The organism is Veillonella parvula, assembly GCF_040097785.1.
In the GTDB taxonomy this organism is placed as follows: domain Bacteria; phylum Bacillota; class Negativicutes; order Veillonellales; family Veillonellaceae; genus Veillonella; species Veillonella parvula_D.
This window is the reverse complement of sequence record NZ_JBBNNS010000002.1, coordinates 230,878-245,051: the sequence shown is the minus strand read 5'-3', so window position 1 is coordinate 245,051 and position 14,174 is coordinate 230,878. Positions and strand designations below refer to the sequence as shown.

Annotated in this window: 8 protein-coding genes; 7 read left to right on the top strand and 1 reads right to left on the bottom strand. The window is 38.4% G+C overall.

From position 1 onward, the window contains the following. Positions 1 to 17: 17 nt before the first annotated feature. The 7 genes from AAA071_RS05225 to AAA071_RS05195 all read left to right on the top strand — a co-directional run bounded on the left by AAA071_RS05225 (position 18) and on the right by AAA071_RS05195 (position 11,899). Positions 18 to 848, top strand: coding sequence for a hypothetical protein (locus AAA071_RS05225; protein WP_004698137.1), 831 nt, complete (start codon positions 18 to 20; stop codon positions 846 to 848). Between the two features lie 41 nt (positions 849 to 889). Then, complete coding sequence (locus tag AAA071_RS05220; protein WP_024060227.1) at positions 890 to 1,756, top strand: hypothetical protein; 867 nt, start codon at positions 890 to 892, stop codon at positions 1,754 to 1,756. Positions 1,757 to 1,952: 196 nt separating this feature from the next. Next, a complete protein-coding gene (locus tag AAA071_RS05215) occupies positions 1,953 to 3,272 on the top strand; it encodes a dicarboxylate/amino acid:cation symporter (protein ID WP_195213320.1) in 1,320 nt (439 codons plus the stop codon). Positions 3,273 to 3,561: 289 nt separating this feature from the next. Then, positions 3,562 to 4,599, top strand: a complete 1,038-nt coding sequence (locus AAA071_RS05210) for a nicotinate-nucleotide--dimethylbenzimidazole phosphoribosyltransferase (protein WP_101928498.1) — start codon at positions 3,562 to 3,564, stop codon at positions 4,597 to 4,599. Between the two features lie 9 nt (positions 4,600 to 4,608). Beyond that, the gene (locus tag AAA071_RS05205) at positions 4,609 to 5,922 is read left to right on the top strand and encodes a DUF389 domain-containing protein (RefSeq protein WP_101928497.1); all 1,314 of its coding nucleotides are present in this window, start codon (positions 4,609 to 4,611) and stop codon (positions 5,920 to 5,922) included. Positions 5,923 to 6,294: 372 nt separating this feature from the next. Continuing rightward, the gene (locus AAA071_RS05200; RefSeq protein ID WP_101928496.1) at positions 6,295 to 7,128 is read left to right on the top strand and encodes a MetQ/NlpA family ABC transporter substrate-binding protein; all 834 of its coding nucleotides are present in this window, start codon (positions 6,295 to 6,297) and stop codon (positions 7,126 to 7,128) included. Positions 7,129 to 7,642: 514 nt separating this feature from the next. Further along, a complete protein-coding gene (locus tag AAA071_RS05195; RefSeq protein WP_101928495.1) occupies positions 7,643 to 11,899 on the top strand; it encodes a 2-hydroxyacyl-CoA dehydratase in 4,257 nt (1,418 codons plus the stop codon). A 711-nt stretch (positions 11,900 to 12,610) separates the two neighbouring features. On the opposite strand, the gene AAA071_RS05190 is transcribed toward AAA071_RS05195, so the two are convergent. After that, positions 12,611 to 13,798: a multidrug effflux MFS transporter gene (locus AAA071_RS05190; RefSeq protein ID WP_278618237.1), complete on the bottom strand. Its 1,188-nt coding sequence runs from the start codon at positions 13,796 to 13,798 to the stop codon at positions 12,611 to 12,613. Positions 13,799 to 14,174 lie beyond the last annotated feature (376 nt).

Below are 14,174 nucleotides of genomic sequence, written 5' to 3'. Positions count from 1 at the left end.
CATGATAGGAGAGAGTTTTGTTTCAAGGATTTTATGGCCTATTAACGGTTATGCTATGTATGTTGTTTGCAGTTGTGGCAACCCTATTTAATATAGCGCCTATTACATACATGGTTTTTGGTATAGCTATAGTATTGAGTGTGTTACTGCAATATGGTCGCTTTAAGAAACGAACTATATCTGAAAGAGCCTATAATCGATTGGCTTGTGGTTTGTTTGTTGTCATAACCCTTTGTATATCTTGGCTCGTAGCTGATTGGCTTAAATATGATACTCAAACGACTCGTGATCAAACTGATGGTTTTGAGTTTAGTACAATGGATTGGAAACGTGGTTGGCCTGATAGTGATGAATTACCAGAAGGATTAAAGCGTCCTAGTGTACTTCCAGAAGGGATTATTAGAGCCTCAGCATCTGGTGATGACTTAGCTTGGGCGGGTGCATATCCTACGAAATATACCGTTTTAGAAGGGGACCCTGCAGTTATTGCACAGTATGAGAAAATTGCAAAGGCACAAGCTACTTATCAAGTACAAATCGATAAGCATGGTGTTTTACGTGATTTAAAAACGGGAGAACGAAAAACGTCAATATCTCATCCGAGTGAATATAATATTATTGAAAGTATAAATGAAGAGCCAATAAATCTACCTAAGCGAGATTTTGTTGAATGGTTGCGCTTTGCACCTAGAAAAGAAACAAAAACGGTGGTTAATCAAAGTACTAGCTCCGTTCGTAATCATAGACTATATGTATTTGTAGATAATGGTGATATAAAAAGGCCTCATTTTGTAGAACTGTTAATCAATGATGATGGGACTCGAGCTGTGTTTTATCAGTCGAATTAAAATACTTAAGACTTTTACAAATTCGATTGTGGAGAGTGTATATGCGACAGTGTTTAATGTATTTAAAGAATTTGTTTACTGAGCCTCCATATAGAAAAAGTATATGGTTCTTTATAATTCTTTGGGTACTAACATTTTTGTTTTCGGATGAGATATCATATTCTGGGTTATACTATCTGATTTTGTTAGTAGCTACGATTGTGTTATTGTTTGAAAAATGTGGAGTAATCGATAGTAAGAAAGCTATACGAAAAAGATTTTTAACATATTTTTATGTAATCTTTTTTCTGTGTATGTTTCCTACATTAGCTGTTAATTTAGCATTTTCTGCTATAGGGGTATCTCATTATGATACAAGACAGTGGCACTCTACATGGCCCTCATCTAAAGCGGGGTATATTCCGGCTCCATTACAAACACCTAAGTCTTTACCAGAGAGCTTGAAAGTGGTTTCTTCTGCTGAGGTAATTGGATTGGGTGGGAGTTATAGTTGCTTGGTATTAGATGGTGATGAAGCTACGATTTCACAGTATGAGGAAACTGTTAAATCTCATGCTTGGTATTCGTTTATAAATAGTAGGGATAAAGATACTACCGTTGAAGCACTCAATTCATTTACATATCCAAAGGATAGAAATTTATTAGTTAGTGACGTGAATGAATATTATGAGATTATTACCGTTCAACGACAAAATTGGAAATTATTTCCCTGGGTAATTGATGGTACACAGAGTGTCGGTGATGATCCTAAGGAAGATTATTATTATAGTACTCGGATATCAGCTGAGAAATATATAGTATATGTTGTTTACCATAACTTTGATCATGACCAGCCTAGAGTCATTTACTTTATGTTTAATCCAGAGCGAACGCGAATGATTACTGTAGATATAGATATGTATCATTAGTTTTTATTAGAATGTCTATATAAAATTGAAATAATACTTGAATATATTATAATGTGTTCAAATATTGGAATTGACAATTTTAAATCATATCTCTATAATGTGAATTAAAGAGAGACTCGGATATTCACTGTCCCAGCCCTAGGGCTGGGATTTCTTTTTTAGTCTCTAGTAGTTTAGTTTGTAGAGAGGTGTTATCATGGCAGATCAAAACAACAAAAATGTCGATGCCCTAGCGCAAGAGATTACCTTGAAAAGTCGTGGACAAGGAAAATTGCGTCAGTTCATTTTATGGATGGGAGCTCTCATCATAGGCGCTATCTTAGGATGGCAACACATTCCAGCTCTAAATGAGCTCTTTAATTTTATTGCAGCAGTCTTTACTCGTTTGTTCCAATTCATTGCGATTCCAACAGTGTCTTTAGCGGTTATTACTACATTATCTATGCTAGGTGCTAAAAAGGACACAGGTCGTATCTTTGGACACGCCGTAGTATATACATTGCTTACTACCATTTGTGCAGCAGCTGTTGGTCTTGGCTTATACCTATGGATTGCTCCAGGTAATTTACCACTTGATGTAATTGGTGCCGGTGCATCTCAAGTACCAGAAAAACTCGGTACCGTTACCTATTACGATCATTTCTTATCCGTTATTCCAAACAATATCTTGCAACCTTACTTACAAGCTAATGTATTGTCCGTAATGTTCATCTCCGCATCCGTTGGTTTAGCCTTTGCTTTCATGCCACGCACAGAAAATCGTGAAGCGGTGTTGAAAGTGTTATTTGGTTTACAAGAGTTATTGTTCACGTTGATTAAAGCATTGCTTTATGTATTGCCAATCGGCATCCTTGCCTTTGCAGGTCAATTATCTGCACAAATCGAAGCAGGTGTAATTGTTGGTGCCTTAGGTAAATATACTGCTGTTGTTATCGGCGGTAACTTAATCCAATTCTTTATCGTAATTCCATTGTTCTTGTTATTCCGTGGTTTAAACCCTGTAGACGTATTCCGTAAAATGTCTCCGGCCGTAGCTGTTGCGTTGTTCACAAAATCTTCTGCAGCAACTTTGCCTGTTACATTGGCATCTGCTGAGGATAATTTGAAAGCGCATCCTGCAGTAGCTCGTTTTGTATTGCCAATTTGTACAACCATTAACATGAATGGTTGCGCAGCTTTCATTCTTGTTACATCCTTATTTGTAATGCAAAATGCCGGAATGGAATTAACGATTGGCATAATGGTAGCATGGTTATTTATTGCCGTTCTCGCTGCTATTGGTAATGCGGGCGTTCCAATGGGGTGTTATTTCTTGACCTTGTCCTTGATGAGCTCCATCGGAGCACCAATCGGCTTGCTTGGTATCATCTTGCCAATCTATACGATTATCGACATGATTGAAACCGCTGAAAACGTTTGGTCTGATGCATCTGTGTGTGCCATGGTTGACCATGACCTTCAGGGTAAATTGGACGACTCCAGTGGTGATGATATGCCACAATTCCAAGGTGCTTAATTTCGTAGGTTAGATAAGCTTAAGAAAATACTTAATTATATAACTCAAATAAAAGGTTATCCTGTGAGGGGATAACCTTTTTTATCTGCTAGATTGATTGTAATTATATAATGATAATTTCAACTAAAAATATAGATGCTAAAAGACTAAAATTCAAAACTAAATTATATTTTTAAAAACTAACAATAGTCACATTACTAGATATATAATTTATGCTATACTTTCATATAGAATAATATCGAATTAAAAGAAGGCTAGTTGGCATATTAGTTGCGGACTAGAGATTAGAATGAAAGATAAGTCAGTATTACCTATAGAGAAACAATTAAATAAATTTCTCCAATCGAAATGTCTCATCCCAGGAGGTCTTGGTTTATGGGAAATATATTTCCGTAAGATTTGCGCGGCTTGGAGCGAGATTAATGGTGAGATTCGACCACAGCATATCATATTTTCTGCCGATAATGGTTGTAACATGGAAGGCTATGTAGGCTATAACTACGAGGTGACACAAAAGCAATCTCGTAATATGTTACTCGGTGGTTCATCGGCGACACAATTTTGTAACTTTAACAATATTCCTTATGAGGTTGTAGATGTAGGAATTGCCTCAGATGATGGTATTGGTGTGAATCGCAAAGTAGCGAAGGGTACAAAGAATATTTTGAACCATCCTGCCATGGCTGAGGATGAATTTAATAGCGCCTTTCAAGCTGGATATGAACGGATTCAACATTATGTAGAACAAGGAATCAATCTGTTCTCCTTTGGTGAAATGGGCTTGGGTAATACAACAACCTCTGCTTGTGTTTTGTCTGCATTAACTGGAGCTAAGCCAACGGAAACCGTGGGCCCTGGTTCCTGGCCAGACAAACCAGAGCTGATGAAGCGTAAAATTGATTTTGTTCGGTCTGTTTTAGAGCATCATAAGAACAATATGGCTTCTGAACATGAGCCTGACCGAGTTCGTAAAATCGTAGCTCATGTTGGGGGCTTTGATATTGCCGCTATTCTTGGAGCCATGCTAGCTTGTGTAGATTTTGAAAAGCCTTTTGTTATTGACGGCTTTATAACATCTGTGGCAGCTGCTTGTGCAACGCACATAAACGCTCGTATTAAGGACTATGCATTGCCATCGCATTATTCTAAAGAAAAAGGTACGGAAATCGCTTTGGCTGAGGTGGGGATCACTCAAGACATGGTTCCTATTCAAGCACAAATGTCGATGGGAGAAGGCACGGGGGCCATCTTGATGGTTCAAATGCTAAAAACAACGCAGCATATGTTTGTAAATGTGGGCACCTTTGCAGAGCTAATGAAATTATAAGGAAGAAGAATGGAAATAAATAAATACTTTGATATACATTTTGAGCGAGCCGATGATGCAACCATTGCTAAAAGGTTGATAGGTGGGGCTAAGATTAAGGGACCTGCTTTGGTTATCCTGATCCTCTCCATGTTTATTGCCTCTATTGGGTTGAATATGAATAGTACGGCAGTTATTATTGGTGCTATGCTTATATCGCCGTTGATGGGACCTATTCTAGCAACTGGTTTTGGCTTCGCTACGCTTAATTTTACAGTTGTGAAAAGCGCTATTTTAAGATTATCCTTACAGATTACGATTGCTGTTTTGGCATCTACTTTATATTTTTATATTTCCCCCGTTCAGACGGCTACATCTGAACTATTAGCGCGTACAGAACCGAGTATTTTTGATGTATTTATTGCTATATTTGGTGGGTTAGCTGGGATTATTGGGCAAACGCGTAAGACCTTAGATAATGTTATACCAGGGGTTGCGATTGCAACTGCACTTATGCCACCACTATGTACGGCAGGGTATGGCCTTGCTAATGGAAATTGGAACTATTTCTTTGGGGCTGGCTATCTATTCTTTATAAATGCATTCTTTATCTTCTTTGTATCTTTTATTGTTTTAAAGGGTGTATATAGTTTGCCATTCCATAAACAAGCAGAAGAGCTTATTCGTCGTAATCAGCTAATATTTCTTGTGATTGGTCTTATTATGGCTATACCAAGTATTTATGCAGGCTATGATATGACCATCAAGTATTCTGAGTCAAATCATATAGAGCAGTTTATTAAGAATGATATTAATCAAGATGGACGTCGACAAGTGATTGATTATTCATTGGATCGAACGAATAAGCTAGTAGACTTAGTAGTTATAGGAGCTCCTGTGAATTCAGAGGAGCAAGCCCAGTTGGATGACAAGTTACAGAAGGATGAGTACTTGCAGCCTTATACATTACGATTTGTTAATAGCGTAGATGAGAAAAAATCTACTATGGATAAGACGAACTTGAATAAATCTTCAGAGAATCTTGAAACATATAAAAACTTGAGTAATCTGTACCAGCCGACTTATCAATTAGTAAGTGAAACTATAAATACTATGAAAACGACAGAAGCTGAAGCAAAGGCGTTGTTCCCATTTGTAAGTAAAGTGGAAGGCATGCCTTTGATAGATAATCTAGAACAGCCTAAAGCGAGTCGCTATATGGTGATTATCTATACCACGTCCACTGTATCTGATGCAGATTTGGAACGAATAAAAGCTTGGCTAGAGGCTAAATTATCAGCACCTGTAACTATTTCTATCGAGCAAACAACGTCAACTCTATAAGTTGATTTTTTGATTTTGATTAGATTGTTTATTATATAGAGCAATATTAATAACGGTACTAAGTTTGATTTCACCTATTAGGTATATTACCTAGTAGTATGGGGAATCATCTTAGTACCGTTTTTATGTACTTGGCATAGTTAAATGTAATTACTCTTATCTTGCTATAGATTTTGGTTATATTAATTGATATATAAAAACTATTATACGGGTAGGATTTAAATTGCTATACTTACAACATCGAAATTATTAAATGATTAAATGTAGATACATGAATAAGAATATATAAATTTATTACAATATCTACGTGTGTTGTATACGCGTGAGTCCTCGTCAATAGATGTAGGTGTTCATCGTAGATAGGAGGATTACATGAAAAAATGGTTAGCATTAGCAGCGACGGCCGTATTAGGCGCGTCCTTATTGATTAGTGGTTGTGGCTCTTCCACAAATGATGCAAGTTCCAGCAGTGCTGGTAGTTCTAAAGCAGAGGTGTTAAAGGTAGCAGCGAACCCTGTACCTCATGCTGAAATCTTAAATCAAATTAAGCCTTTATTGGCTAAGGAAGGTGTAGATCTTCAAATCATTGAATTTACAGACTACATTCAACCAAATATGGCATTATCTAGCCATGAAGTAGATGCAAACTTCTTTGCTAACGTGCCTTACCAAAATAACTTCAATAAAGATCATGGTACAAACTTCGTAAGCTTTGCCCCAGTTCACATCGAACCATTGGCTATTTACTCTCAAAAAATCAAAGATTTAAAAGATTTGCCTAATGGAGCAAAAGTAGCGATTCCATCTGATCCAACAAACAGTGCTCGTGCACTTCTTTTGTTACAAAGTGCAGGTCTTGTAACTTTGAAAGACCCAACTGGTTTGACTAATACACCATTTGATGTGACTAGCAACCCTAAAAACATCCAAATTACAGAGTTAGAGGCAGCCCAAATTCCTCGTTCTATTCAAGACTTAGACGCAGCTGTAATCAATGCTAACTATGCATTGCCAGCAGGTCTTAATCCTACAAAAGATGGTTTATTCGTAGAAAAAGCGGATTCTCCATACGCAAATCTTCTTTCCGTAAATCCTGGTGATGAAAACAAACCAGCTATCCAAAAATTAGCTAAAGCATTACAATCTCCAGAAGTTAAGAAGTTCATTGAAGAACATTATAAAGGGGCTATCATCCCAGCGTTCTAATCAATGATTGGAATAACATATATGTATTAAATTTAATACTCTCTTATGACATAACTTTATAGATATGAATAAGACGTACTGTCTTATGAACTAACCCCGAAATTGGAATCAATTTTGGGGTTAGTTTCTTATATATTACATATTGTCTGATGCAATTAATATATTTGATTTGACCTGTTATGTTACAAAAGATACGTTATTTTTCATTGTAAAATGGTATAATATTTTTTACATCCTATTATATATATGACTTTGAAATTCAAATCTTAACATATTTTCTATAACATTTTAGATATAGAAATAACTTAGATTTTAACTGCTATTGTTGTATAATAAAGATAGGATATTTAAAAATTTAGATATTTTGGTGAAAGTATTATATCCTTATCTATTTTAATTTTTTATTTTAGATGCTTAGTACAGTATATATGTTGTACATATTACATGTGAGACTTTCACAAAAATAAGTATGGTCACATAGGTGGTCATACAGTCGTTAAAAAGAGAGGTATTTATGCAGCACATGCTACGCATGGGGATTGACGTGGGGTCTACAACGGTTAAAGTTGTATTGTTGGACGAACACGATAATTATTTGTATAAAAAGTACATACGCCATTATGCAAACATATTGGACACAGTATATACCTTGCTACAAGAGGCTCAAGTTGGTCATGAAGACGCTCTTGTTCATGTATGTATTACTGGTTCTGGTGGGATGGCTATGGCCGAAAAGGTGCGCATCCCATTCGTACAAGAGGTGATTGCTGAAACGCGAGCTGTAAAAGCCCTCTATCCAGAGACAGACGTTATCATCGAACTTGGTGGTGAAGATGCGAAGGTTACATATTTAGGTCAAACTGCGGAACACCGTATGAATGGCTCCTGTGCTGGAGGTACGGGCGCTTTTATCGACCAAATGGCGACCTTATTGCAGACAGATGCATCTGGTCTTAACCAATTAGCCATGAATGCTGATACGATTTATCCAATTGCGGCACGTTGTGGCGTATTTGCTAAAACAGACGTACAAGCTTTGTTAAATCAAGGCGCATCTCATGAAAATATTGCAAAATCCGTATTCCAAGCAATTGTAAACCAAACGATTGCTGGCCTTGCATGCGGACATAAAATCGAAGGTAATGTAGCATTCCTTGGCGGTCCATTGACATTCTTATCCGAGTTGCGTCAATGCTTCTGCGATACTTTAGAGTTGGATGAAGCGCATCGCATTATCCCTGAGAATGGTGAGTTGTTCATTGCTTTAGGGGCGGCATTGATGAAAGATGAGTGCCGTGAGATCACTGTTGGTCAATTGACAAAGGAAATCGGTGCACTTATCGGTATTCCTATGGAAGCTACAGACCGTGTCGATCCGCTATTTAAGAATGAACAAGAATTAGAAGAATTTCGTGCTCGTCACGCTAAGGCGGTAACGCCAAAAGCGAATATTGAGGATGCTCAAGGTCCTTGCTATCTTGGGATTGATGCTGGTTCTACTACACTAAAGGTAGTACTCATTAATAGTAATAAGGAAATTATCTTCTCCCACTATGGTCCTAATCATGGTAAACCATTAGAAAAATCTCGTGAAATCATTGAGCAGATTTATACATTATTGCCTAAAGGTGCTTATATTGCACACTCTGGCGTAACCGGCTACGGTGAGGCCTTTCTTAAACGCGCTCTTGGCATTGATATAGGCGAAGTAGAAACGATGGCTCACTATCGTGCGGCCCGATTCTTCTGCCCTGATGTATCCTTTATTTTGGATATTGGCGGTCAAGATATGAAATGCTGTAAGGTTCGTGATGGGTATATCGAAGATATCGTGTTGAACGAAGCTTGCTCATCTGGTTGCGGCTCTTTCATTGATACATTTGCATCCGGTCTACGAATTCCAATCGATCAATTTGCAAAAGAAGGGTTATTGGCACCTATGCCAATCGATTTAGGCTCTCGTTGTACCGTATTTATGAACTCTAAGGTTAAGCAGGCTCAAAAAGAAGGTGCTACGGTACAAGATATCGCGGCAGGTCTTGCTTATTCTGTAATTAAAAATGCCCTTTATAAGGTTCTTAAGGTGAAAGACCCTAAAGAATTAGGCGATCATATCGTTGTACAAGGTGGTACGTTCTATAACGAATCCGTTTTGCGTGCCTTTGAGAAATTGATGGGCGTAGAGGTGATTCGCCCTGACGTATCTGGATTGATGGGTGCATACGGTATGGCTCTTCTTGCAGCGGAAACGGCGGAAGAGTTACAAAAGGGTGAAAGTACATTGCTAGATAGTGAAGGCCTTAATTCTTTACAAGTATCTACGACAATGCGCAATTGTGGCCTTTGCCCAAATAACTGCATGCTTACTATCAACGCTTTCTCCGATGGTCGTACGTACGTAACGGGCAACCGTTGTGACCGCGGTGCTGGCGATATGATCCAAGAGAAGCGTAAGCCAGTTCCTAACTTGGTAGATGTAAAATTACGTCGTTACTTTGATTACTACTTGAAGAAAAACATTCCAGAGTTTGAAGGTAAAATGCGTGTAGGTATTCCTCGCGTTCTCAACATGTATGAGGACTTCCCATTCTGGTTTACATTCTTCAATAGCTTGGGTTATGAAGTAATCCTTTCAGATTATACAACTAAGGATCAATACAATAAGGCTATCGATACGATTCCATCTGATACGGCTTGCTATCCTGCAAAAGCTGTACATGGTCATATTCGAGACTTAGCGAATGCACAGGTAGACTTTATTTGGTACCCTTGTATTCAACATGGCCCTAAGGAATTTAGCCGCGACAATAATTACCATTGTCCAATGGTTATTTCCTATCCAGAACTTATCAAAAATAATATGCAAGAGGTTTTGGGCGATACTCCGTTCCACGCCCCATTCTTGCCGCTAGCTGATAAAAAATCCCTTGTTCCGGCCCTTGTGAAAGCATTGGATTTCTTAGGCTTAAAGAAGAAGGATATTACTAAGGCTGTAGACCTCGCTTGGGAAGAGCAGGAAAACTGTAAAGCGTCTTACCGTGAAACGACAAAGAAAACTGTATCTCGCCTCGTGGCAGAACAAATTCCGACAATCGTATTGGCTGGTCGTCCATATCATTTGGACTCCGGTATTAACCACGGTATTCCTGAACTTATCACATCTCTTGGCATGGCTGTTCTTACAGAAGATGGTGTTGCACCATTAGGCAATGAAATCAAGCATTTGCGTGTTGTAGACCAATGGTCCTACCATAGTCGCCTATATCGTGCCGCTGAATTTGTAAGTAGAACTGAAGGATTCCAAATTGTAGAACTCAACTCCTTTGGTTGTGGCCTCGATTCCATCGTAGCAGATCAGGTAAAAGATATACTTTCAGCAAATCACAAAATCCACACCTTGCTCAAAATCGATGAAGGTACAAACCTTGGAGCCGTGACAATCCGTTTGCGTTCCTTGCAATCTGTAATGGAACGTAGCTTGCGTCGTCATCATAATCCTGAGGCACCGGAAGAAGTAGTGGTAGAGAAATTACCAACTTACGATTACAATCGAGTTGTCTTCACAGAAGAAATGCGTAAGACATATAAAATCTTGGTGCCACAAATGTCACCATTACATTTCAGCCTTTTGGAGCCTGTACTTCAACATGAAGGTTACAACTTTGAAATGTTGCCAGCTCCAACACGTGACGATATTGAAGTGGGCTTGAAATATATCAATAATGATGCATGTTACCCAGCGATTATCGTTGTAGGGCAGCTCATGTCCGCACTATTATCCGGTAAATATGATGTAGATAAGACGGCTGTTATCATCTCTCAAACTGGTGGTGGTTGTCGTGCTACAAACTACATCGGTTACTTACGTAAAGCATTGATTGATGCTGGTATGAAACAAGTGCCAATCCTATCCCTCAATGCGAGCGATATGGAACGTCAACCGGGCTTCAAATTGACAAAAGGTTTCTTACATCGCATGATTCAAGCTGTTGTATACGGTGATGCGCTCATGCAATGTGTTCTTGCCACACGGCCATACGAGACAAATCCTGGTTCTACCGATGCATTATGTGATTATTGGATTAAAAAATTACGTGATAATATTACATCTGCCAGTCTTCGACAATATAATAAGTACATCAAAGAAATCATCCATGATTTTGATAACTTACCAATTAATAAAGATGTACAAAAACCTCGTGTTGGTGTCGTAGGGGAAATTTATGTTAAATTCCATCCAAGTGCTAACAATCATATTAATGAACTCATTGAAAAGGAAGGCGGCGAAGTCGTTACATCTGGCTTGCTAGATTTCTTCTTGTATTGTGCAATGGATAGCACATACCGTGCTAAGCACCTTGATGGTACATGGCTATCTGGCTTCTTTGGTACATTGGCTCGTGAAGCCCTTGAGCTCTACCGCTTGCCATATGCAAAAGCTGTAGCAGCGTCAAAACATTTTGACCCGCTACAACGTATGACAGAAGTAGCAAAAGAAGCAGCTCAATTCATCGGACTTGGTAACCAATGTGGTGAAGGCTGGTTCCTCACAGGCGATATGATTGACCTTATCGAAAAAGGAGCTAAACAAATCGTATGCTTACAACCATTCGGCTGTTTACCAAACCACGTAACAGGTAAAGGCATGGTGAAAACACTATCCGCTGCCTACCCAGACGTGCGAATCGCAGCTATCGACTACGATCCAGGATCCAGTGCGGTAAACCAAGCAAACCGATTGAAACTACTACTATCGACAATGTTTGAATAAGGGTGCTCTGTTATATTTTCAATGGGGCCCCGTGACAACTACATAACACTAGTATAGAAAAAACACAGCCCTCTCTTGGCTCAGTACGGCGCTACGCTTCGTAAAATCGCTGCAGAGAGGGCTGTGTTCTTTTCTATATACACCTGTATGAAGCGGTCCCATTGAAAATATAACTAGTGCAGTGGGGAGAAGTTGGGATGGAATTTAGTGAATAAGCGATAAGGTCCCTTACATTTTATAATGGGGCCCGAATACAACTGCATATTACTAGTATAGAAAAAATACAGCCCTCTCTTGGCTCAGTACGTCACTACGTTCCGTAAAATCGCTGCAGAGAGGGCTGTATTCTTTTCTATATACGCTAATTATGAAGATGTCCCATTGAAAATATATAACTAGTACAGTGGATAGGGAGAGGAGATGTGCCTATGGCACATCTCTTTTTCTCATAATCCGTTGGACAGGAGAGTTCCTTTATTGTGCTTAGAATGTTGTAGGAAGAAAGAATTAATATATTTTAGATATAGTTTGTTAGCCCTACAATGGGACGTCTCTACGGGTAGTGTCAATACAAATAAGATACTCCTTTCCAAAGCAATTTTACGAAGCGTAGCGCCGTACTGAGCAAGGAAAGGGGTATCTTATTTATATACTAATAATATTCTGTTGTAGTTGGGCCCCATTGTGGGACTTACATAAATGTAAAATAGATTATTCTTTCTCAACTAAACCATATAGGCACAATAAGGAAAGCGCTGCACATACTAGCATTGTAATCCCCATGGGAATACCCGTATATTCCCCACCAATACCAACGAGTGGAGACACGATCCCTGCAGAGAACATGCTGGCAAAGCCAAGCACTGCAGAGGCACTACCAGCCATTTTCCCATATTTGGTCATTGCCATAGAGAAGGAGGCGGAGCCGAATAGGGATACTGTACATACTGTAAAGAATAGAATAATTGTTACGGGAATAAGGGATAATTCTAGAATCATAGCTACTAAGAATAGTAAAGAACCGATTGTAAGTTGCCATAGGCTAAATGTAAGTAATTGACGGCTTGTTACAACATTACTTACTCGGCCATTAATGGCACTGGCTAAAATGATACCACAGCTATTAACACCAAAGAGATAGCTGAATTCTTGGGCGGATAGTTGAAAGATATTTTGGTATACAAAGGATGAGCCTGAGATATATGAGAAGAATGCACCAAAGGCAAAGAATTGGATTAAGGTTTGCCCAAGGAATGGTTTATCTTTCATCAGCGTAAGATAATTTTTTACAGATGTAGTGATACCACCTGCAATACGTTTTTCTTTGGGTAAACTTTCACGGAAGAGAAGAGAACCTACTAATAGAATGGCTGAGAATACAGCGAGGATAATAAAAATAACGCGCCATGTAGTAAAGAGTAGCAATTGGCCACCTATTAATGGTGCAAGTACTGGCGCAAGGCCATTAACCATCATAAGTAATGCAAATAGCTTAGTCAATTCTTGGCCGGATGCAAAGTCACGAGCGATAGCTTTGGCGATTACAACGCCTATAGATCCAGTTAATCCTTGTAAGAAACGACCTAGTAACAGTATTTCAATACTAGGTGCGTAGGCACAGATGATACCAGAGATGACACACAGTAAATTACCAACGATAAGAGGTAGTTTACGCCCCATTGTATCACTAATGGGGCCACCAAATAGTTGTCCTAATGCGACACCAAAGGTCATAATACCTATGGTCATTTGAATATTAGAGGCTGTTGTATTCAGCTCCCCAGGCATAATTGGTAATGCTGGTAAATAAAGATCTGTTGCTAAGGGTGTAATCGCCGTCAACAGACCGAGGAATACTACCAAGATGAAAGAGACCTTAGCAGAGCTTTCTTGAGTCATAAAACCCTCCTATACTAAAAGTGAGAAAAATAAAAGTCTGCGAATCGCACTTCGCAGACTGCATTAAATTTTATCTTATAATAAAATGTATTGTAACATAATTGTATGGATTATTCTATAGATTTATATGTAAAAGCTTTTTCTATTTTGGTCTGTATATACCTCTAGCCTTTATATACTATTTTACTTAGGTTAAATTTTTGTATTTATATATAAAATATTTTTGTGAGTATATAAATAATAACGTAGTGTATAGTGTTTGAGAGGTGGTTGTATACCAAAAGTTTGAGTTTGATGTATTTCGATTTATAGATTAGAATAAATTTATAGAGTAAATCTAAAAAAATCAATATAATTTATCGTATATAGGAGGTTA